The sequence below is a fragment of the Streptomyces sp. TLI_171 genome, from assembly GCF_003610255.1.
Classification (GTDB): domain Bacteria; phylum Actinomycetota; class Actinomycetes; order Streptomycetales; family Streptomycetaceae; genus Kitasatospora.
The window spans coordinates 1,453,162-1,472,609 of sequence record NZ_RAPS01000001.1 but is presented as its reverse complement, the minus strand read 5'-3'; the positions used below and the strand labels follow the sequence as shown (position 1 = coordinate 1,472,609).

The 19,448-nt window shown below is 75.4% G+C and carries 17 protein-coding genes and 7 tRNA genes; 12 read left to right on the top strand and 12 right to left on the bottom strand.

Annotated features, from left to right (window positions below):
• Nucleotides 1-94: 94 nt before the first annotated feature.
• The 5 genes from cbiE (at nucleotide 95) to BX266_RS06775 (ending at nucleotide 8,391) form a co-directional block, all read left to right on the top strand.
• Nucleotides 95-1,333: a precorrin-6y C5,15-methyltransferase (decarboxylating) subunit CbiE gene (gene cbiE / locus BX266_RS06795; protein ID WP_099898003.1), complete on the top strand. Its 1,239-nt coding sequence runs from the start codon at nucleotides 95-97 to the stop codon at nucleotides 1,331-1,333.
• Nucleotides 1,334-1,736: 403 nt separating this feature from the next.
• Nucleotides 1,737-5,207, top strand: coding sequence for a nicotinate-nucleotide--dimethylbenzimidazole phosphoribosyltransferase (cobT, locus tag BX266_RS06790; RefSeq protein WP_099898002.1), 3,471 nt, complete (start codon nucleotides 1,737-1,739; stop codon nucleotides 5,205-5,207).
• Nucleotides 5,208-5,442: 235 nt separating this feature from the next.
• Entirely contained in the window at nucleotides 5,443-6,675 is a 1,233-nt protein-coding gene (gene cobA / locus BX266_RS06785; protein ID WP_099898001.1) for a uroporphyrinogen-III C-methyltransferase, read from the top strand.
• A gap of 51 nt (nucleotides 6,676-6,726) precedes the next feature.
• Nucleotides 6,727-7,530 carry an RNA methyltransferase gene (locus tag BX266_RS06780; RefSeq protein ID WP_099898000.1) on the top strand — a complete coding sequence of 268 codons (804 nt, stop codon included), beginning with the start codon at nucleotides 6,727-6,729 and terminating at the stop codon, nucleotides 7,528-7,530.
• 72 nt (nucleotides 7,531-7,602) lie between these two features.
• On the top strand, nucleotides 7,603-8,391 hold the full coding sequence (locus BX266_RS06775; RefSeq protein WP_143686878.1) for a hypothetical protein: 789 nt from the start codon (nucleotides 7,603-7,605) through the stop codon (nucleotides 8,389-8,391).
• Nucleotides 8,392-8,403: 12 nt separating this feature from the next.
• Here the strand turns inward: BX266_RS06775 and BX266_RS06770 are convergent, their stop codons facing one another.
• Both BX266_RS06770 and BX266_RS40760 read right to left on the bottom strand, forming a co-directional pair.
• The gene (locus BX266_RS06770) at nucleotides 8,404-8,778 is read right to left on the bottom strand and encodes a hypothetical protein (protein WP_099897998.1); all 375 of its coding nucleotides are present in this window, start codon (nucleotides 8,776-8,778) and stop codon (nucleotides 8,404-8,406) included.
• An 85-nt stretch (nucleotides 8,779-8,863) separates the two neighbouring features.
• Nucleotides 8,864-9,421: a hypothetical protein gene (locus tag BX266_RS40760; RefSeq protein WP_143686877.1), complete on the bottom strand. Its 558-nt coding sequence runs from the start codon at nucleotides 9,419-9,421 to the stop codon at nucleotides 8,864-8,866.
• A gap of 88 nt (nucleotides 9,422-9,509) precedes the next feature.
• On the opposite strand from BX266_RS40760, the gene BX266_RS38405 reads away from it, so the two are divergent.
• On the top strand, nucleotides 9,510-9,665 hold the full coding sequence (locus tag BX266_RS38405) for a hypothetical protein (RefSeq protein ID WP_180290407.1): 156 nt from the start codon (nucleotides 9,510-9,512) through the stop codon (nucleotides 9,663-9,665).
• Nucleotides 9,666-9,672: 7 nt separating this feature from the next.
• On the opposite strand, the gene BX266_RS06760 is transcribed toward BX266_RS38405, so the two are convergent.
• Nucleotides 9,673-11,574 (bottom strand): serine/threonine-protein kinase, encoded by a 1,902-nt coding sequence (locus BX266_RS06760; protein WP_099897996.1) that lies wholly within the window; start codon nucleotides 11,572-11,574, stop codon nucleotides 9,673-9,675.
• 501 nt (nucleotides 11,575-12,075) lie between these two features.
• Here BX266_RS06760 and BX266_RS38400 point away from each other — a divergent pair.
• The gene (locus BX266_RS38400; RefSeq protein ID WP_180290406.1) at nucleotides 12,076-12,252 is read left to right on the top strand and encodes a hypothetical protein; all 177 of its coding nucleotides are present in this window, start codon (nucleotides 12,076-12,078) and stop codon (nucleotides 12,250-12,252) included.
• A 217-nt stretch (nucleotides 12,253-12,469) separates the two neighbouring features.
• Here the strand turns inward: BX266_RS38400 and BX266_RS06755 are convergent.
• The 5 genes from BX266_RS06755 to BX266_RS06735 all read right to left on the bottom strand — a co-directional run bounded on the left by BX266_RS06755 (nucleotide 12,470) and on the right by BX266_RS06735 (nucleotide 12,978).
• Nucleotides 12,470-12,544, bottom strand: a tRNA-Val gene (locus tag BX266_RS06755).
• A gap of 35 nt (nucleotides 12,545-12,579) precedes the next feature.
• Nucleotides 12,580-12,651 (bottom strand) — tRNA-Val (locus BX266_RS06750).
• Between the two features lie 34 nt (nucleotides 12,652-12,685).
• Nucleotides 12,686-12,757, bottom strand: a tRNA-Val gene (locus tag BX266_RS06745).
• A 36-nt stretch (nucleotides 12,758-12,793) separates the two neighbouring features.
• Nucleotides 12,794-12,867, bottom strand: a tRNA-Cys gene (locus BX266_RS06740).
• Nucleotides 12,868-12,905: 38 nt separating this feature from the next.
• A tRNA-Gly gene (locus BX266_RS06735) sits at nucleotides 12,906-12,978 on the bottom strand.
• A gap of 264 nt (nucleotides 12,979-13,242) precedes the next feature.
• Between BX266_RS06735 and BX266_RS06730 the strand changes: the two genes are divergently transcribed.
• Genes BX266_RS06730 through BX266_RS06720 form a run of 3 tightly spaced genes read left to right on the top strand, consistent with a single transcriptional unit; the run spans nucleotide 13,243 to nucleotide 16,023 of the window.
• Nucleotides 13,243-14,301: a chorismate-binding protein gene (locus BX266_RS06730; protein ID WP_180290405.1), complete on the top strand. Its 1,059-nt coding sequence runs from the start codon at nucleotides 13,243-13,245 to the stop codon at nucleotides 14,299-14,301.
• A 32-nt stretch (nucleotides 14,302-14,333) separates the two neighbouring features.
• On the top strand, nucleotides 14,334-15,152 hold the full coding sequence (locus tag BX266_RS06725) for an aminotransferase class IV (RefSeq protein WP_099897994.1): 819 nt from the start codon (nucleotides 14,334-14,336) through the stop codon (nucleotides 15,150-15,152).
• A 28-nt stretch (nucleotides 15,153-15,180) separates the two neighbouring features.
• Nucleotides 15,181-16,023, top strand: a complete 843-nt coding sequence (locus tag BX266_RS06720) for a GNAT family N-acetyltransferase (RefSeq protein ID WP_099897993.1) — start codon at nucleotides 15,181-15,183, stop codon at nucleotides 16,021-16,023.
• Between the two features lie 16 nt (nucleotides 16,024-16,039).
• Here BX266_RS06720 and BX266_RS06715 read toward each other — a convergent pair whose 3' ends face one another.
• From BX266_RS06715 to BX266_RS06705, 3 genes are all read right to left on the bottom strand, one after another.
• Nucleotides 16,040-16,528 carry a DsbA family protein gene (locus tag BX266_RS06715; protein WP_099897992.1) on the bottom strand — a complete coding sequence of 163 codons (489 nt, stop codon included), beginning with the start codon at nucleotides 16,526-16,528 and terminating at the stop codon, nucleotides 16,040-16,042.
• Nucleotides 16,529-16,569: 41 nt separating this feature from the next.
• The gene (locus BX266_RS06710) at nucleotides 16,570-17,154 is read right to left on the bottom strand and encodes a CGNR zinc finger domain-containing protein (RefSeq protein WP_099897991.1); all 585 of its coding nucleotides are present in this window, start codon (nucleotides 17,152-17,154) and stop codon (nucleotides 16,570-16,572) included.
• Between the two features lie 275 nt (nucleotides 17,155-17,429).
• Nucleotides 17,430-17,843, bottom strand: a complete 414-nt coding sequence (locus BX266_RS06705) for an SsgA family sporulation/cell division regulator (RefSeq protein ID WP_030056266.1) — start codon at nucleotides 17,841-17,843, stop codon at nucleotides 17,430-17,432.
• Nucleotides 17,844-18,232: 389 nt separating this feature from the next.
• Between BX266_RS06705 and BX266_RS06700 the strand changes: the two genes are divergently transcribed.
• Both BX266_RS06700 and BX266_RS06695 read left to right on the top strand, forming a co-directional pair.
• Nucleotides 18,233-18,304, top strand: a tRNA-Val gene (locus BX266_RS06700).
• A 185-nt stretch (nucleotides 18,305-18,489) separates the two neighbouring features.
• Nucleotides 18,490-18,561 (top strand) — tRNA-Val (locus BX266_RS06695).
• A gap of 81 nt (nucleotides 18,562-18,642) precedes the next feature.
• On the opposite strand, the gene BX266_RS06690 is transcribed toward BX266_RS06695, so the two are convergent.
• Nucleotides 18,643-19,416, bottom strand: coding sequence for an exonuclease domain-containing protein (locus BX266_RS06690; RefSeq protein WP_099897990.1), 774 nt, complete (start codon nucleotides 19,414-19,416; stop codon nucleotides 18,643-18,645).
• Nucleotides 19,417-19,448: the final 32 nt, after the last annotated feature.

The window sequence follows — 19,448 nt, the reverse complement described above, 5'->3', positions numbered from 1 at the left end:
CGCACCACCCCGGTCACGCGGTAGCCTCTGCCCGGGGAGTGCCGACGGCGCACCCCGCCAGGGGCGGAACACGGCATAGGGAGAACAGCCGCAGATGGCTGACCGGATCACGGTCATCGGGTGGGACGGCACCCCACTGACCCAGGCCGCCGCGGGCGCGCTGGCCGGAGCCACCCTGGTCGCCGGGGCGGGCTACCAGCTGGCCGCCCTCCCCGTTCCCGAACGCGCCGAACGGATCGGCCTCGCCGACCTGCGGGCCGCCGCCCGCAGGCTCGCCGAACACCGCGGCACCGCCGTCGTGGTCGCCGAGGGCGACCCCGGCTTCTTCGGCGTCGTCCGCACCCTGCGCCGCCCCGAGTTCGGCCTCGAACTCGAAGTGCTGCCCGCCGTCTCCTCGGTCGCCACCGCCTTCGCCCGGGCCGGCATGGCCTGGGAGGACGCCCAGGTGGTCTCCGCGCACGGCGGCCGCCTGCGCCGCGCCGCCAACATCTGCCGCGCCCACCCCAAGGTCGCCGTCCTCACCACCGCCGACGCCGGACCCAGCGAACTCGCCCTGATGCTGCGCGGCGTCCCGCGCACCTTCGTGGTCTGCGAAGCCCTCGGCACCCCCGAGGAGGACGTCACCGTCCTCACCTCCGAACGCGTCCCCGACCACGACTGGCGCGACCCCTCCGTGGTGCTGGTCATCGGCCACGTCCCGCCCGCCGAGACCGCCGCCGGCTGGCTGGCCGGCCGCCCCCTCGACCACCCCGGACCGCAGCGCGGCTGGGCGCTCCCCAACCGGGCGTACGCCGGAGCGGACGCCGACACCCGCCGCCCCCGCGCACTCCCGCCGCATGTGCGCGCACTCGCCCTGGCCCGGCTCGCCCCCACCGCCGGCGACCTGCTGTGGACCGTCGGCGCCGGCGACGGCGCGCTCGCCGTCGAAGCCGCCAGGTTCGGCGCCGCCGTCGTCGCCGTCGAGGCCGAACCCGCCGACTGCGCCCGGATCGCCGCCAACGCCCGCAAGGCCGGCGTCGAGATCGAGACCGCCACCGGCGCCGGCCCCGAAGTCCTCGGCGCGCTCCCCGAACCCGACGCCGTCGCGGTCGAACACGGCGGCCCCGCCATGGTCCGCGCCGTCGCCGCCCGCAAGCCCGAACGCGTGGTCGCCGTCGCCCGCAGCCTCGCCGAAGCCGCCGAGACCCGGCAGATCCTCGACGGCGCCGGCTACCGCACCGACGGGCTGCTGCTCCAGTCCGCGCCGCTGCGCGCCGAACAGAGCGCCGGCGCGGGACCGTCGTTCGGCCGCGGCGACTACACCCTGCTGATCTGGGCCGAACCGCACGACTGAGCGTCCGACCCCGCCGGTACGGTGATCCCCGTCGCATCCGGACAGGGTTTCGAGAACGGCCCCACCGAGGCCGGTAGGGTTTTCCCCCGGGGCCCAGCCCGTCGAAGCAGCACCGTGTCCGATCCGGCCCGGTTGCCGCCCATTTGACGGGCTGCAACCCAAACAGCCCGCTTCGCGGGCATTCGACGCGGTGCGCACCGGCCCGGAAGAATGCCGCGAGGGTCCGAAGCGGCCGCGCCGTCGTGCCGGTTGCCCGGGGCAGTCGTTGTTTCTGATGGCACGCCACCCGTGCGGGTGACGGCCGATGGAGTAAGGGGACGGGTCGGTGCGGCCCCACCCCGGCGAAGTGGCGGAACCCCAGGGCCCGCCGAGGACGCGCAAGCGGCCTGGAAGGAGCATTGACATGACCGACGGCGGCCACGCCCCCAGTGCCGGTCCCCTCGCGCCCGAACCCGGGCCCGGCGGGCCCGCCCCGGAGCACCACCTCGGCGCGCCCCTTCCGCCCGCCGCACCCGCGCCCGCGTGGCACGGCGAGCAGCGCCCCGCCTACACCTTCCTCGACCAGCCCGACGGCGACGAGGACGACGACGTCCTGCTGATGCCCGGCCCCCAGACCGCCTGGGGCGACGCCGTGCACGGCACCGTCGAGGCCGCCCCCGCCGGCGAGGCGCCGGGCGCCGAACAGCCCGCCGGCACCCCCGTCGCGCCGTCCTGGCCGCCGCTCGCCCCGCCCGTGCTCACCGCGCCGGCCGCCGAGGCCGCGCCCGGAGCCCCGGCTGCGCCCGAGGCCCCCGCGGCGGACGACGTGCCCGGCACGCTGCACCTCGGCGCCGCCCAGCAGCCCGCCGGTCCGCAGCTGACGACCCCTCAGCCGCGCCGCCCGCTGCACGCCGGCCCGCCGATCCCCGACCCGTCGCTGATGACCGGTCACGTCCCGGTCCGCTCGCTCGCCGACCGCGGCCCCTCCACCCCCGGCGGCACGCCCGCGTACGGGGTGCCGGTGCCGCCCCCCGAGATGCTGCTGCAGCCGCAGGTGGCGCAGCCGCAGCAGCCGGCGGCCGTGCAGCCCGCGCCGGTCGCCGCCCCGGTCGCCGTGCAGGCCGTGCCGGTGCCCGCGCCCGTGCAGCCGCACGTGGTCGAGGCCGCCGCCGCGCTGGTCGCCGAGCCGGTGGCCGTCGCTCCGGTCACTCCGGTCGCGGCGGAGCCGGTCGCCCCGGTTGCCGCGCCCGTGCAGGCCCCGGCCGCCGCCGGACCCGTCGCCGTCGAGCCCGTCGCCGTCGAGCCGGTGGCCCCGGTTTCCGAGCCGGTGGCCCCGGTGGCCGAGGCGGTTGCGCCGGTCGCCGAGCCGGTGGCCGTCGAGGCGGTGCCGGTCCCGGCCGTCCCGGTGGCCCCGGTCGAGGCCGGTCCCGCACCCGAGGTCCCCGCCGAGCCGGTGGCCGCCCCCGCCGCCGACCTCGCGCCGGTGTTCGTGGAGCCCGTCGAGGAGGCCGTCGCCGCGCAGGCCCCGGCAGCGGTTGAGACGCCCGCCGAGCCGGTCCCGGGCGCCGCGGCCGAGCCGACCGCCGCGGAGGGCGCTGACGCCCCGTCGGAGCCGCAGCCCGAGGCCGTCGCCGTCGCGGTGGCCGAGGCGGCTGACGCGCCGTCGGAGGAGCCGCCCGCCGCCGGCGCCGAGACGGTGAGCGGCGAGGCCGTCGCCCAGCCGATCCCCGCCCAGCCCGCGAAGTCCGGCCGGGGCGCGCACCGCCGGATCTCCGCGTTCCTGGCCGCGCCCGCCGGGCTGCCGCTGCTGGAGCCCGAAGCGCCCGCCGCCGAGGCCCCGGTCGAGGCCGCCGAGCCGGCGCCCGAGGACCCCGCGGCCCCGGAGCCGCCCACCGCCGAAGCCCCCGATGCCCCCCAGGCCGCCGAGGGCGCCCCGGCCGTGGAGGGCACCGAGCCGGTCGAGCAGGCCGAGCAGGCCGGGACGGCGGAGGCCGTCGAGGCGGAGCAGGAGCCGACGGCTGAGCCCGCGGAGGTGGCCGACGTGGTCGACGCGGTCCCGGCGGTCGAAACCGCCGGCGCCGAGGAGGCCGTCGAGGCCGTCGAGCTGGTCGAGGCCGCCGAGGAGTCGGACGAGGAGCGGCCGCCGGCCGCGCCCGGCTTCGACGAGGCCGGCCGGGAGGCCGTCCACCAGGTGATCCGGGAGCGGCGGGACATCCGCAACGGCTTCCGGTCCGACCCGATCCCGCACGAGGTGCTGATCCGGGTGCTGGAGGCGGCGCACACCGCTCCCAGCGTCGGCTACTCGCAGCCCTGGGACTTCGTGGTGATCCGCTCCGCGAAGACCCGCCGCAAGATGCACGAGCTGGCGGAGCGTCAGCGCGAGGCGTTCGCGGACTCGCTGCCCAAGGGCCGGGCGAAGCAGTTCAAGGAAATCAAGATCGAGGCGATCCTGGAGACGCCGGTCAACATCGTGGTGACCGCCGACCGCACCCGCGGCGGCCGGCACACCCTGGGCCGGCACACCCAGCCGCAGATGGCCCCGTACTCGGCCGCGCTGGCGGTGGAGAACCTCTGGCTGGCGGCCCGCGCCGAGGGCCTGGGCGTCGGCTGGGTGAGCTTCTTCGACGACGAGGAGCTGGTCCGCGAACTCGGCCTGCCCGAGCACCTGGAGGTCGTCGCCTACCTGTGCGTCGGCTTCGTGGACGCGTTCCCGGACGAGCCCGAGCTGCAGCAGCAGGGCTGGGCGAAGAAGCGCCCGCTGTCCTGGGTGGTGCACGAGGAGCAGTACGGCAACCGCGCGCTGCCCGGCGAGGAGCCGCACGACCTGCTGTCCGACACGCTGCGCGGCATCCGCCCGCTGGACGCCAAGGCGCTCGGCGAGGCCTGGGACCGGCAGAAGCGGATGACCAAGCCCGCCGGGTCGCTCGGCGTGCTGGAGGTCATCGCGGCGCAGCTGTCCGGCCTGGCCCGCAAGTGCCCGCCGCCGATCCCGGAGCCCGGCTGCGTGGCGATCTTCGCCGGCGACCACGGCGTGCACGCCCAGGGCGTCACCCCGTGGCCGCAGGAGGTCACCGCGCAGATGGTCGGCAACTTCCTGGCCGGCGGCGCCGTGGTCAACGCCTTCGCCGCGCAGGTCGGCACCGAGGTGTGCGTGGTCGACGTCGGCGTGGCCGCCGAACTGCCGGACGCCATCCAGCAGGGCCGCACCACCGGCCTGCTGCCGCGCAAGGTCAAGCCCGGCACGGACGACATGACGCAGGGTCCGGCGATGAGCCGCGACGAGGCGCTGCGCGCCATCGAGGTGGGCATCGAGACCGCCCGCGACCTGGTCGCGGCCGGCAACAAGGTGCTGATCACCGGCGACATGGGCATCGCCAACACCACCGCCTCCGCCGCGCTGATCTCGGTGTTCACCGAGACCGACCCGGCCGAGGTGACCGGCCGCGGCACCGGCATCGACGACGCCACGCACGCCCGCAAGGTCGAGGTGATCCGGCAGGCCCTGGAGCTGCACAAGCCGGACCCGGCCGACCCGATCGGCGTCCTCGCGGCCGTCGGCGGCCTGGAGCACGCCGCGATCGCCGGGTTCCTGCTCGGCGCGGCCTCGCTGCGCACCCCGGTCATCCTGGACGGCGTGATCGCCGGTTCGGCCGCGCTGGTCGCCAAGGCCATCGCCCCCGAGGTGCTGGCCGCCTGCATCGCCGGGCACCGCTCCGCCGAACCCGGCCACCAGACGGCGCTCGCCAAGCTCGGCCTGCGCCCGCTGATCGACCTGGACCTGCGGCTCGGCGAGGGCACCGGAGCCCTGCTGGCCCTCCCGCTGGTGCAGAGCGCGGCCCGGGCGATGCACGATGTAGCCACCTTCGACTCCGCCGGAGTCACCGAGAAGGCCTGACCGACCGGCGCCGGCCGCCCCCGCAGTGCGAGGGGGCGGCCGTCCCGCCGGGGTCCGGTCCGGCCGGTCCCGCCGGGCCCGACACCGGGTGCCGAGCAGCGGCAGGACCGACCCTGACCCGACCTGACCCGTACCGGCTCAAGGGCGCGCCGGCACAGGGCTCCCACCCGTGGGGCCGTCCGGCCGATCCCGTCGGACCGCCCCAGCACCGCCGCCCACCCAGGAGCTCCCCCTCATGACCGCGCCCACGCCCCACCCCTCCACCCAGGGCCTCACCCCGTACCCCGTCGGGCTGCTGCTCGCGGGCCGCCGCGTCGTCGTCGTCGGCGGCGGCCAGGTCGCCCAGCGCCGGCTGCCCGCGCTGATCGCCGCCGGCGCCGAGATCCACCTGATATCCCCGGCCACCACCCCCGCGGTCTCCGCGATGGCCGACGCCGGCGAGCTGACCTGGCACCGGCGCCCGTACGCGGACGGCGACCTCGCCGACACCTGGTACGCCCTGGTCGCCACCGACGACCCGGCGGTCAACACCGCGGTCTCCGCCGAGGCCGAGCGGCTGCGGGTGTTCTGCTCGCGCAGCGACGACGCCTCCGCCGCCACCGCCTGGACGCCCGCCTCCGGCCACGACGCCGGCGCCACCGTCGCCGTGCTGACCGGCGACCCCCGGCACTCCGCCGCGCTGCGCGACTCCATCGTGGCGGGCCTGCGCGACGGCTCGCTGGCGGCCCGCCAGTACCGGGCCCGCGGCGCGGGCGTCGCCCTGGTCGGCGGCGGCCCCGGCGACCCCGATCTGATCACCGTCCGCGGCCGCCGCCTGCTCGCCGACGCCGACGTGGTGGTCGCCGACCGGCTCGCCCCGCGCGAACTGCTCGCCGAACTGCCGCCGCACGTCGAGGTGATCGACGCCTCGAAGATCCCCTACGGCCGCTACATGGCGCAGGAGGCGATCAACCGGACGCTGATCGAGCACGCGAAGGCCGGCAAGTTCGTGGTCCGCCTCAAGGGCGGCGACCCCTACGTGTTCGGCCGCGGCGGCGAGGAACTGCTGGCCTGCCTGGAGGCCGGGCTGCCGGTCACCGTGGTGCCCGGCATCTCCTCCTCGATCAGCGTGCCCGCCGCGGCCGGCATCCCGGTCACGCACCGCGGCCTGACCCACGAGTTCACCGTGATCTCCGGCCACGTCGGGCCCGGCGAAAAGTCCCTCACCAACTGGGCCGCCGTCGCCGGGATGACCGGCACGCTGGTGCTGCTGATGGCGGTCGACAAGATCGCCGCGATCGCCGCCGAACTGATCGCCCACGGACGCGACGCGGCCACGCCCGTCGCCGTCGTCCAGGAGGGCACCACCGCGGGCCAGCGCCGGATCGACGCCACCCTGGCCACCGTCGGCGAGACCGTGCTCGCGGAGGGCGTCAAGCCCCCGGCGGTCATCGTGATCGGCGAGGTCGTCCACGTCCTGGGCGGCTGAGCGGCGCGGGGGAGCGGCCCGGCGACCGCTCCCCCGTGCGAAAATCGAGCGGTGTCCGAGCCCCAGACGATCACCGACCCCGCCGACCCGCGCCTGAGCGACTACACCGACCTCACCGACGTCGAGCTGCGCCGCCGCCGCGAACCCGCCGAAGGCCTGTTCATCGCCGAGGGCGAGAAGGTCATCCGCCGCGCCCTCGCGGCCGGCTACCGGATGCGCTCCATGCTGCTGACCGCCAAGTGGCTCGGCGTCATGGCGGACGTGATCGCCGCCGCCGACGCGCCCGTCCACCTGGTCGAACCCGGCCTCGCCGAGCGCGTCACCGGCTACCACGTGCACCGCGGCGCGCTCGCCTCGATGGAACGCAGGCCGCTGCCCGCCGCCCCCGAGGTGCTCGCCGGGGCCCGCCGGGTCGCCGTCCTCGAAGGGCTGGTCGACCACACCAACCTCGGCGCGATCTTCCGCTCCGCCGCCGCGCTCGGCATGGACGCCGTCCTGCTCTCCCCGGACTGCGCCGACCCGCTGTACCGACGGGCCGTCAAGACCTCGATGGGCGCCGTCTTCTCCGTCCCCTACGCCCGGCTCGACCCGTGGCCCGACGCGCTCGGCACCGTCCGCGAGGCCGGGTTCGACCTGCTCGCCCTCACCCCCTCCGGCGCGGAGGACTTCACCGCCGCCCGGCCGCACCTGCTGCCCAAGGCGGCGCTGATGCTCGGCGCCGAGGGCGAGGGTCTGACGCCGAAGGCGCTGGCGGCCGCCGACCAGCGGGTCCGGATCCCGATGGCGCACGGCATCGACTCGCTGAACGTCGGAGCGGCCGCCGCGATCGCGTTCTACGCCGTCAACCACGGCTGAGCCCGCCGCCGGCACGGCGGCTGACGGGCCGTGGGCTTCCGCACCGGCGGCTTCTCCGGTAGACAGGTCCGCGTGACGACGACCGCCGAGCGCCTGGCCGCACCGTTCCGCCGACTGGCCCGGCCCGGCTACCGGGGGCCGCTGCTCCTGCTCGCGCTGCTGGTCGGTCTGACGGCCACGCCCGGCGGGGTGCACGGCGGCCTGGCGGCGTTGGGCTACGTCGGGAGCGTGCTGACGGCCTTCGCGGTGGCGCTGTTCGTGCCGGTGACGCTGCCACTGCTGGTGGCCGTCGCCGTGGGCATCCGCCACCGCCGCCGGCTTCGGCTCCAGCGGTCCGGCACCATCGTGCTGGTCGGGTGCGCGCTGGCCGTGCTGGCCGTCCTGCTGGGTGAGAGCGTGCCGGGTGAGGAGCAGGCGCTGGTCTGCCTCGGCGCGCTCGCCCTGCTGGCCCTGCCGCTGGTGTGGCTGGGTTGGCAGCAGGCCCCGGCGGCGCGTGCGGCCACCCACCCGCGGGCCGGGCGGCACGGGCCGTGGCGCCGGGCAGCGGTACCCGTGCTGATCGGTGCCGCCGCGCTGACCGTCTGCCAGGACGTGCCGGTCGAGGGGCGTTTCACGCTCTCCCGGTCCGGGCTCACCGCGGACGCTCTCGCCACCGGCACCCCCGCCCGGGTCGCCGGATTCCGCCTCCAGGACGCCGAACCATCCGACGGCGGTGCGACGTTCACCGTCGCGCCGGTCGGCGTCCCCGCCCCGCACGGCTTCGCCTGTCTCCCGCACGGCGCCCCGACCGGCCAGGCGGCGGTGCACCACTCCTCGCTCGGCGACGGCTGGTGCACCTGGTCGGGCGACGACACCTTCTGACGGGGCCGCGGTTCAGAGCGCGGCCAGCACCGCCTCGTCGGCCTCGTCCAGCACGAAGCCGTTGTCGAACCGGACCCGGGCGGAGGAGCGGGCGCCCCGCGCCCGGAACGCGTCCCAGTGCGGCTCCAGTTCGGCGAGCTCCGCCTCCAACCGGCCCAGGGTCTCCGGCGGCATGGTGTGCCCGTAGTCCTCGAACAGGGCCCGCAGCCGCTCGTACTCGCGGACCTCCTCCGGCGGAGGCACCTCCCCGGCCACCCGCTGCACGGTGCCCTCGACACCCGCACCCAGCAGCAGGAACCCGACCACCGGGCCGTCCGCACCCTCGGACGCCGTACCCAGCGCCAAGTCCGCCACCAGCCTGACGCGCTGTCCTTCGACCAGGGTCATCGCTCCGTACCTCCCGGCTCGCTCCGCCGCCGCCGGACCGGCACCCGGCGCGGACCTCATTATCCGGCCCCGGCCCCGCCGCAGCTCAGGCGGCCCGCCCGGCCGCCGGCGGCCGTATCGGCTGCGGCGCCGGCCGGCGCGGGTCGTGATGCCGACGGCCCGTCAGGTCGCCCACCCGCAGCACCAGATCGGGCGACGGGGGAGCGGGCCACACCGTCAGCCGGTGCTCCTCCACCGGGCGGGCCGCGGTGTCCGCCTCCCGGCCGCGGTCCCGCCCCCGGGTCTGCACCCGCACCCGGTACCAGCCACGACCGGCGTGCGCCAGGTTCCCCGCCTCCGCGACCTCCACGCCGTCCCACGCCCGCAGCCGCAACTCGCCGCTGCTGTACAGCGACAGCTCCACCACGCTCTCCCACTCCGCGCCCGGCTCCGGCGGCCGCCCCGCGACCCGCTCCACCCCCAGCCGGATCAACCCCGTGTGCGTCCCGCACAGCACCGTCAGATGGTCCGGGCACCCCGCCGCCACCCCGTTCCCGTGGAACAGCCGGGCCAACGCGTGCCCGTCCCAGCCGCCCGGCAACTCCGGTCCGTACAGGAAGTACTGGCAGTACGCGACGTGCATCGCGTCGGTCGTCCACATCATGCGGCACATGCTGCCTTCGCCCACTGACAGCCCGTCACCGGGCCGCCGGTACGCTCGCAGCCCGACCACCGAAGGTGATTCACGACGCATGCCCGACCTGACCGCAGCCCTGGCCACGAACCCGGCCCTGCCCGCCGAGCTGGTGGACCGGCTGCTGCACGTGCCCGCCGCCGAGGCCGCTGCCGCGAACCCCGCGCTTCCGGTGGCGGAGATGCGCGCGAGACTGGAAAGCGCCGGGCTGTGAGGGGCCGTCAGCCGGTGGTGCCGGTGACGCCCGCGCCCGGCCAGGACTCCTCCAGGCCGCCGTCCGGGCGGACGGTGTACCGGGTGGAGGAGACCGCGCCGGTGCGGTCGACCCGCTCCTCCCGGACGAGGGCGCCGTTCTCCACCCGCCACACCGCGCCCGCCTCCGGGTTGGCTGTGGAGGCACGGTCGGCGAGCAGCACGGGGGCGTCGTTGGTGAAGCCGTACAGCTGGACCAGGTCCACCGGCACCGCGCCCTCGACCCGGCGCAGCACGACCAGGGCGGCCTGCCCGTCGCGGTAGCGGGCCGGCAGGACGGCGGCCAGCGAGACCGGGGCGCCCGCCCCGGTGGCCCGGCCGTCGCGCAGGCGGATCGTCGGGCCGCCGGCCGGGTCGGGGTAGCTCAGGTTCGGCCAGTCGACCTGCGGCTGGCTGCCGAGCGCCGGGCCGAGGCCGGTCTCGCCGTGCCCGGCCGCGTGCACGCCGTCCACCGAGAGCGTCGCCCCGGCGTCCGCGCCGGCCGGTGCGCTCGCCGAGGGCAGCGGGGCCAGGCCCTGCGCGTCCCGGTTCTCGCAGCCCTGCGCCACCGCGATGGCCAGCGCCACTCCCAGCGTCACGGTGACGAACACCACCAGGCGCTGCCGCAGCAGCCGCTGACGGGGCGTCGGCCGCCCACCGAGGGTGTGCGGAGCGCGCCCGGGCGGGGGAGTGCGGTCGCGGCCCGGCACCGGGGTGCGCTCCCGCCCGGCGGGGCGGCGCTCGCGCACCGTGTCGCCGTCCCGGGCCGGGCGACGCACCGCCGCGGCGTTCGCCGGGCGGCCCTCGGGCCGGACGTCCTGCCGGGGCATCGCGGGAGCGGAGGCCACCGACGGCCCGGCGGGCGGCCGGCCCGCCGACGAACCGTCGGCACGCCCTTCGGCCCGCCCGTCCGGACGGGCGCCGGCCCGCGCCGCCGCGGCGTCCGCCCGGGCTGCCGCGTCCACCCGCGGCTCCGGCCGCCGGACCGCGCCGGGTACCGGGCGACGGGTCGCCGCGCTCTCGGGGGCCGATTCCTCGGTACGCGCCGGGGCGGTCCGGCCGGAGCGGCCGCCGCCGCGGGCGGCGAGCTCGCTGAGGCGTTCGTGCAGGGCGGCCGCGGGCGGCCGCTCGGCCGGCTCCTTGGCCAGGCAGGCCCGCACCAGCGGGGCCAGCACCGGCGGAATGCCCGTCAGGTCCGGCTCCTCGTGCACCACCCGGTACAGCATCACCTCGGACGAGGCGCCCGAGCCGAACGGCGACTCGCCGGTCAGTGCGAAGGCCAGCGTCGCCCCGAAGGCGAACACGTCGGTGGCGGGCGTGACGGCCGCGCCGCGCACCTGCTCCGGCGCGAGGAAACCGGGCGAGCCGACCGCGGTGCCGACGTGGGTCAGCGTGGACGCGCCGCGCGACCAGGCGATGCCGAAGTCGATGATCCGCGGGCCCTTGGGGGAGAGCAGGATGTTGGACGGCTTCAGGTCCCGGTGCACCACCCCGGCCTCGTGCACCTTCACCAGGCCGTCGGCCAGCGCCGAACCGATCCGCGCGGCGTCCGGCCAGGCCAGCGGTCCCTCCTCGGAGACCTGCTTGTACAGCGAGGGCCCGGGCACGTACGCGGTGGCCAGCCACGGCCGGTCGGCCTCGATGTCGGAGCCCACCACCCGGGCCGTGCAGCCGCCGCGGATCCGCGAGGCGGCGGCGATCTCCCGGGCGAAGCGGGTGCGGAACTCGGCGTCCTCGGCCAGCTCGGCGCGGATCAGCTTCAGCGCGACCCGCTGCCCCTTGCGATCGGAGCCGAGGTAGACCACGCCCATCCCGCCCGCGCCCAGCCGCCGGTGCAGCCGGTACGGACCGACGATGCGGGGGTCCTCACGCCGCAGCCGCACCATTGCCATCCGCCAGTACCGTTCCCGTTCCGTCAGCCTGTGGGGTGAGGCCCCGTCGGATCTGGGGCATCGTCAGACAACTGTCTCGGGACAGCTTACGGACAGGTAGCGGCCCCGCGTCGACACGCAACACGCGAACCGCCGGTCGAATTGTCAGATAAAACCCTTACGCTCTGCTCGCGGCCCCCGCGAGCCCGGCCCGACGCACCGTCAGGACCGCCCGCCCCAGCCCCGGTCGAGCCGCCCCCCAGGGGGCGCCCTCAGGGTTGTCATCAGGGTGCCCGCGCTCCCGTCTCCGACTCCAGGAGTACGACACCGCTCCGCTCCTCCTACCAGCGGAGGCGATCGGAACGGTACGCGGGCATGACGACCCCGACAGCCGTCCCGCCTACGGTTGTTCACAGCGAGGGCGGGGCCCGCTCGTCCCCCGAGAAACCCGCCCCCGCGACAACCGAGCACCACCCCACCGACCCGACCGCAGCACCGCAGCCCGGCAGGAGCACCGCACCCATGGCACCGCTCACCAGAGCCCTTCGCCGCCGGCCCCTCCCCACCACGGAGACCCGGCACCCGATGGTCGCGCTCGCCATCGTGCTGCCCTGCGCGATCCTGCTGCTCGCCCTGTTCGGCGCGTGGGACCAACTGGCGACGCAGACCAAGGCCGTCGCCGACCTGATCGGGCGCTGACCCCCCATGGGGTAGGGGTCACGCCGGGCGGAGCAGCCCCCACCAGTCGTGGACGGACGTGGTGGGCGGCGCAAGGCTGCAGCTCCGGCCCACCAGGAGGCCGGGAACGACACGTCGGTGAGGGCGTGCCGTTCCCGGCCCCCATTTTCTGCCGCTCCGCCGCACACCTCGAAATGCCGAGAGCCGCCGTCCGAAACCGGACGGCGGCTCTCAACTGTGGTGCGCGATACTGGGATTGAACCAGTGACCCCTACCGTGTCAAGGTAGTGCTCTCCCGCTGAGCTAATCGCGCGGGTGCGCCAGGCACTCCCGAGGAGCAAGCCTGAGTGCGCGATACTGGGATTGAACCAGTGACCCCTACCGTGTCAAGGTAGTGCTCTCCCGCTGAGCTAATCGCGCGGGTCGATCCAGAGGACCGGGATCCGAAGATCAGTGCGCGATACTGGGATTGAACCAGTGACCCCTACCGTGTCAAGGTAGTGCTCTCCCGCTGAGCTAATCGCGCGGGGAGGACCCTCGGTCGAGACCGAGCGGTACCTCTTGGAGGTGGAGACGGGATTTGAACCCGTGTACACGGCTTTGCAGGCCGTTGCCTCGCCTCTCGGCCACTCCACCAGGCAACTCCGGAGAACGATCTTACCTGTTCTCCATCGAGCGGACGACGAGATTCGAACTCGCGACCCTCACCTTGGCAAGGTGATGCTCTACCAACTGAGCCACGTCCGCCTGTCTCCCAGTCGGCTTCACCGTTTTTCTCCGGCTCCGCTCCCTGGCGACGTGTTGAACTCTAGCGGATCCCCGGCCCAGCTGAAAAATCCGTTCCCGCAGCGTGGCGCGGTGGTGGCCGCCGGATGCCGAACCCTCGGGGCCGCCCCGGGCGTTCCGACAGGCCCGCGACCTAGACTTTCCGGTACCGGGGCGATCCCCCGGCGCCCATCCCCGAGCCCCGCGCGCCGGGCGGGGCAGCACCGAAAACCGCGCAGGAGAACCGTGTCCGGCCGCACCGCACCGCTCAACCCGCACCAGCCGATGGCCCGCTTCGCCGGACGCCTCGCCACCGGCCTGCGCGAGGTCACCGACGACCCGGCGGCCCTGGAACGCGGCGGATTCTGGGCCGTCGCCCACGATTTCGAGGGCCGCCTGACCTGCGCCCGGTTCGACGACGTCCGCCCCGACCCCGCGCCGCCCGCCACCGACCGCTGGCAGGGGCCCGCCCCCGACGTCTGGCGCAGCTCCCTCGACGCCGGGGCCTACCGGGCGGGCGTCCGACGCATCCGCGAGCACATCGCCGCCGGCGAGGTGTACCAGGCCAACCTCTGCCGGGTGTTGAGCGCACCGCTGCCCGACCCCGACCGCAGCGACGTCGACGCCCTCACCGGACTCCTCGCCGCCCACAACCCCGCACCGTATGCAGGAACGATTCGGCTTCCCGAACACGGCGTCGAGATCGCCACCGCCTCGCCCGAGCTCTACCTGAGCCGCCACGGGCGCACCGTCCGCTCCGGCCCGATCAAGGGCACCGGCCGCACCGAGGCCGACCTGCTCGACAAGGACCACGCCGAGAACGTGATGATCGTCGACCTGGTCCGCAACGACCTCGGCCGGGTCTGCGACACCGGCAGCATCACCGTTCCCGACCTGTGCGCCGTCGAGAAGCACCCCGGCCTGGTCCACCTCGTCTCGCTGGTCGAAGGCCGCCTGCGCGCGAACGCCGGGTGGACCGAACTCTTCGACGCCACCTTCCCGCCCGGCTCCGTCACCGGCGCGCCCAAGAGCAGCGCCCTGCGGATCATCCGCGCCCTGGAGACCGCCCCCCGCGGCCCCTACTGCGGCGCCCTCGGCTGGGTCGACGCCGACCGCGGCGAAGCCGAACTCGCCGTCGGCATCCGCAGCTTCTGGATCGAGCGGCCGGCCGGCGCCCCGCCCGTGCTCAGGTTCGGCACCGGGGCCGGCATCACCTGGGACTCCGACCCCGACCGCGAATGGCGGGAGACCGAACTCAAAGCGGCCCGGCTGGTGGCGATAGCCTCCAGCGGCACCCCCCACTGACCAGCAGCGACCAGCCAAGGAGCAGCACGCCGATGATCTGGGTCAACGGAACCCTCGCCGCCGAGGACGACGCCGCACTCTCCGTCCTCGACCACGGACTCACCGTCGGCGACGGCGTCTTCGAGACCGTCAAGGCCGAACACGGCGAACTCTTCGCCCTCACCCGGCACCTCGACCGCCTCACCCGCTCCGCGCGCGGCCTCGGGCTGCCCGACCCCGACCACGACCTGGTCCGGTCGGCCTGCGCCGACGTGCTCGCCGCCAAGCCGCTGCCGCTCGGGCGCCTGCGCATCACCTACACCGGCGGCACCTCCCCGCTCGGCTCCGAACGCGGCGAGAGCGGCCCCAGCCTGGTCGTCGCGCTCGGCACCGCGAAGCCCCGCACCGAGACCACCGCCGTCGTCACCGTGCCCTGGCGCCGCAACGAGCACTCCGCCGTCGCCGGACTCAAGACCACCTCCTACGCCGAGAACGTCGTCGCGCTCGCCGCCGCGCACCGCGCCGGCGCGACCGAGGCGCTGCTCGGCAACACCGCGGGCCTGCTCTGCGAAGGCACCGGCTCCAACGTCTTCGTGGTCCTCGACGGCCGGCTCCTCACCCCCACCCTCGCCTCCGGCTGCCTGGCCGGCATCACCCGCCAGCTCGTCCTCGACTGGACCGGCGCCGAGGAGGCCGACCTCCCCTTCGAGGCCCTCGCCGGCGCCGAGGAGATCTTCCTGACCTCCACCCTCCGCGACGTCCAGGCCGTCACCCGCATCGACGACCGCGAACTCCCGGGCGTCGGCCCGGTGACCCGCAAGGCCATGGAGCTCTTCGCCGAACGGGCCGCGCAGGACAGCGACCCGGTGTAGGGGAGGTGTGGGCGGGAACACAGGCGGTATGACCACCACGTTGCGGCCCGAGGGGCCGGAGGAGACCGGGGCCGGCGGGGGGCGCACGCGGCGTTGGCAGATCCTGGTGAACGGGCGGCCGGTGGGCGGGCTGCGGACCAACGCGGTGGTCAAGCAAGGGAGTTGGGCCGGGGAAATCAGCGAGCTGGAGGTCCGGGAAGGGCAGCGGCGGGGGCGGGCGACGGTCGGGGTGCTGGCAGCGGAGGAGGTGCTGCGGTCCTGGGGGTGCAGCCGGATCGACCTCGCGGTGCCCGCCGGCGCGGACGCCGCACTGCACCTCGCCCACGCCCTCGGCTACACCGAGACGATGCGCCACCTCGCCAAGCCGCTCGACCAACCCCCGCCCCTGCCGCCGGAGGTGACGCACCGTCGGATCGGCCCCGAGCAGTACCCGGACTGGCAGGCCGCCGCCGTCGCCGGCTACCGGCAGGAGCTGATCGCGTCCGGCCTCGGCCCCGCCGAAGCCACCGCCAAGGCCGAGAGCGACCACCGGGCGGCGCTCCCGGTCGGCCCGGCGACCCCGGACACCGTGCTCTCCCACCTGCTGGACGCCGACGGCCGGGTCCTCGGCAGCCTCTGGGTCGCGCTGCGCCAGGACCGCTACCCCGACGGCCGCCCGCTGGCCTGGGTGATGCTGGTCGAGGTCGCCCCGGAGCACCGGGGCCGGGGCCACGGCCGCACCCTGATGCGCCTCGCCGAACGCGAGTGCCTGGCGGCCGGCGTCCACGACCTCGGCCTCAACGTGTTCTCCGACAACGGGTCGGCGATCGCGCTCTACGACTCGCTGGGCTACCGGGTGACCCGGCGGATGCTCAGCAAGCGGCTGTACTGACCGCCGACCCGGGCCGTCAGGCCCCGAGCAGCTCCACGATCCGCTCGCGCAGACCGTCCTGGGACTGCCCGCCGTCCAGCCGCTGCCCGGCCACCACGTACGTCGGGGTGCCCTTCACACCGATCGCCCGGCCCTCGGCGACGTCCGAGTCGACCCAGAGCATGTGCCGGCCGTCGATCAGCGCGGTGTCCACCTCCTCCGCGTCGACGCCCACCGAGGCGGCGATCTCGACCAGCACCGGCGCCCCGCCGCGCTCCACGTCCTCCAGCCGCGCCAGCACCGCCTCCGCGAACTCCCAGCCGCGGCCCTGTTCGAACGCCTCGGCGGTGGCCTCCGCCGCCGGGTACGCGTACTTGTGCTTCTCCAGCGGGAAGTGTCGCAGCTCGACGGTCAGGGCGTCACCGAAGCGCTCCCGCAGCGCCCGGACGTCGTCCAGGGCGGTGCGGCAGTCGGGGCACAGCAGGTCGCACCAGAACTCGACGCGGGGCAGGGGGGAATCGCTCATGCCCCCAGTCTCCCAGGTCGGGAGCGGGCGGCCGACCGGCCTCAGTGGCCCGCCGCGGACACCGCCTCCGCGGACTCCGCGGAGCGCTGCCGGGCCCGGTACGCGGCCACGTGCAGCCGGTTCCCGCAGGTGCGGCTGTCGCAGTAGCGGCGCGAACGGTTCCGGGACAGGTCGACGAACACCCGGGCGCAGCCCGGCGCCCCGCAGCGGCGCAGCCGCTCCAGCTCGCCCGCCATCACGATGAACGCCAGCGCCATGCCGAGTTCGGCCGCCAGGTGCCGGCCGATCGCGGCGTGCGGGGCGAAGTAGTGGATGTGCCAGCCGTGGTGGTCGTGGTTGGTCAGCCGGGGCGTGGTGCCGGCCTCGGCGACCACCGCGTTGACCAGCTCCGCGGCGCGCTCCACCGAGCCGGCCGCGAACACCTCGCGCAGCCGGGAGCGCAGCTCGTGCACCGCGGCCAGGTCGGCCGGACCGAGCGAGTCGATCTCGCTGATCTCCTGCCGGACCACGAACGCGCTCAGCGCCGCCACGTCGGGCAGCTGCTCGCTGCCGCACGCCTCCGGCGCCGTGTTCAGCAGCTCCACCAGGATGCTCAGGGCGCACTCGGTGTCATGGGTGATCAGCACGCGGGGACTCCTCACGCGGCGCCGGCCCGTACGGGCCGGCGCGTCGGTCGTCGCGCGCAGACTCTACCGGCCCGGGCCGCCGCCCGGGCCTGGACCGCGCGGGCCGGGACACGGCTGAGCCCCGGGTGTCCCCTCCGGTGGGAGGGGACACCCGGGGCCTGGCCCCGAGGCCGCCCGTGGGCGGCTGCGAACTGCGACCGTGCCCCCGAGTAGGACGGTGCGCAGCGAGGCGATCCCGCCGCCGCGCGACGGCGGGCCGTATCTCGATCGGGGTTTCAGCTCTCGGCGAGGATGTGGGACAGCTCCCGGTCGAGGTCGAAGTGACGATGTTCGGTGCCGGGGGGCACCGCGGCGTCCGTCCGCTTGAGGAAGGACTCAAGCGCCCGGGCCGGGGCCTCCAGCAAGGCCTCTCCTTCCGGAGAGCTCAGGGCGATGCAAACCACGCCTTGACCGTGGCTCCGCGACGGCCACACCCGGACGTCGCCGGTACCGGTCGGTCGGTGCAGCCCCTCCGCGAGGAGGTCGCGGGCGAACACCCACTCCACGGTCTCGTCTGCTCCGGTGTGGAACGTCGCATGCACGGCATAGGGGTCGGCAGTGTCGTAGCGCAGGCCCGCGGGGACGGGCAGTGACGACTCGCTGGACACGATGAGGCGCAGGTGCAGCTCGCAGCTGACCGTGGTGTTCATAAGCGCCAGGGCCTTTCGCTCAGTGTGCGCTCGGGGAATCGCACGTCGGCGAACGGACCATCCCACCTGAAAGCCCGGTGTAAACCCGTCTGTCCCGATTCCGGTGCGAGTCGTACCCCTTCCGGCGCATTGCGGAATCCCCCGGACGGCCCGGCCGGCCGTCCGGCGGCCCGGTAACGCCACGGCATTACCGGCGGTCGCACCGGGGTCGGCGCCCCGGTGCCTGGAGGAACCCACGAACCTGGCCCCGGGGCGGGCCCGCGGGCCGCCGGGTCGGCCGTCGCGGCGGTGACCTGCCTGGTGGCGGACCCGGGCCGCGGGGTGGGCGCGGCGGCCGGCGAGGATGGTCGGAGCACCCGCGCGGATGGGGTAATGTTTTCCCTGCACCCGGGCGATTAGCTCAGCGGGAGAGCACTTCGTTCACACCGAAGGGGTCACTGGTTCGATCCCAGTATCGCCCACCGGAATGCAAAGGCGTAGGGCTCCGACTTGTTTATCAGGTCGGGGCCCTGCGCCTTTTCCGCGTGCTCCGGCCGATCTCCTGACGGACATTCAGCGGGACCGCCCGGAACGGGAACTGGGGGTCCGTCGACGGAACGGATTGGGAGCCGGGGCCCAAGTGGTGCTACAGTTCTTCTCGTTGCCCGGGCGATTAGCTCAGCGGGAGAGCACTTCGTTCACACCGAAGGGGTCACTGGTTCGATCCCAGTATCGCCCACCGAGCACCAACCGCAGGCCCCGACCCCCGTGTCGGGGCCTGCGGCGTTTCCGGCCCCCGCCGTGCGGACGGGGCGTCAGGTCAGGCCGCCAACTCGCAGGCGTGGCCCGGCTCCAGGCGGGCGCCGCAGCGGCAGCGGGCCGGCCGCAGCGGCCACGCCGTGTCCACCCGCTCCGGCGAACCCGAGCGCTCGAACCACCGCTCCAGGCCGCGCGCCTGGGCCGCGTGCCACATCGCCTGCCGCAGGTGCAGCTCGGCCGGCGTCAGCGCACCGAGGCGGTCCTCGTGCCGGGCCGCGACCGCGCGCACCAACTCCAGTGCGGCCATTGCGTCCGCCGCCGCGTCGTGCGCGCCGACCAGCTCGACGCCGTAGAACGCGCACAGGTCGGTCAGCGTGCGGCGGCCCTTGCGGTAGCGGTCCAACTGCTTGTCCAGCACCCGTGGATCGAGCACCAGCAGCTCCGCGCCGCCCAGTGCCTCGGCCAGCGAACCGGCCCCGTGCCGGCGCAACTCGCGGTCCAGCAGCGTCAGGTCGTACGGAGCGTTCATCACCACCAGCGGGACGCCCGCCCGGGACTGCTCGGCCAGCGCCAGCGCCAGCTCCACCGCCACCGCGCGCGGCGGCCGGCCGTGGGCCCGCACGTGGTCGTCCGAGATGCCGTGCACCGCGCGGGCCTGCTCGGGGATCGGCACCCCCGGATTCGCCAGCCAGGTACGGACGGTGGCCCCCAGGCGCGGTGCGGACTGCACCACCAGGGCGGCCGAAACGATTCTGTCCTGCTCGACGTCCACACCCGTGGTCTCGGTGTCGAAGGACGCCAGCGGACCGTGATACCAGGAACGGAGCTGCTGCATGACGCCCCCTCAGACGCCGCACGGTCCTTGCC

Bases quoted from the DNA above. Each gene is read 5' to 3' on its own strand.
- BX266_RS06760 (WP_099897996.1), bottom strand. From the start codon at position 11,574: ATGGCAATGGTGCGGCTGCGGCGTGAGGACCCCCGCATCGTCGGTCCG.
- BX266_RS06770 (WP_099897998.1), bottom strand. From the start codon at position 8,778: ATGACCCTGGTCGAAGGACAGCGCGTCAGGCTGGTGGCGGACTTGGCG.
- BX266_RS06720 (WP_099897993.1), top strand. From the start codon at position 15,181: ATGACCACCACGTTGCGGCCCGAGGGGCCGGAGGAGACCGGGGCCGGC.
- BX266_RS06705 (WP_030056266.1), bottom strand. From the start codon at position 17,843: ATGAACACCACGGTCAGCTGCGAGCTGCACCTGCGCCTCATCGTGTCC.
- BX266_RS06715 (WP_099897992.1), bottom strand. From the start codon at position 16,528: ATGAGCGATTCCCCCCTGCCCCGCGTCGAGTTCTGGTGCGACCTGCTG.
- BX266_RS38400 (WP_180290406.1), top strand. From the start codon at position 12,076: ATGGCACCGCTCACCAGAGCCCTTCGCCGCCGGCCCCTCCCCACCACG.
- BX266_RS40760 (WP_143686877.1), bottom strand. From the start codon at position 9,421: ATGATGTGGACGACCGACGCGATGCACGTCGCGTACTGCCAGTACTTC.
- BX266_RS38405 (WP_180290407.1), top strand. From the start codon at position 9,510: ATGCCCGACCTGACCGCAGCCCTGGCCACGAACCCGGCCCTGCCCGCC.
- BX266_RS06725 (WP_099897994.1), top strand. From the start codon at position 14,334: ATGATCTGGGTCAACGGAACCCTCGCCGCCGAGGACGACGCCGCACTC.
- cobA (WP_099898001.1), top strand. From the start codon at position 5,443: ATGACCGCGCCCACGCCCCACCCCTCCACCCAGGGCCTCACCCCGTAC.
- cobT (WP_099898002.1), top strand. From the start codon at position 1,737: ATGACCGACGGCGGCCACGCCCCCAGTGCCGGTCCCCTCGCGCCCGAA.
- cbiE (WP_099898003.1), top strand. From the start codon at position 95: ATGGCTGACCGGATCACGGTCATCGGGTGGGACGGCACCCCACTGACC.
- BX266_RS06690 (WP_099897990.1), bottom strand. From the start codon at position 19,416: ATGCAGCAGCTCCGTTCCTGGTATCACGGTCCGCTGGCGTCCTTCGAC.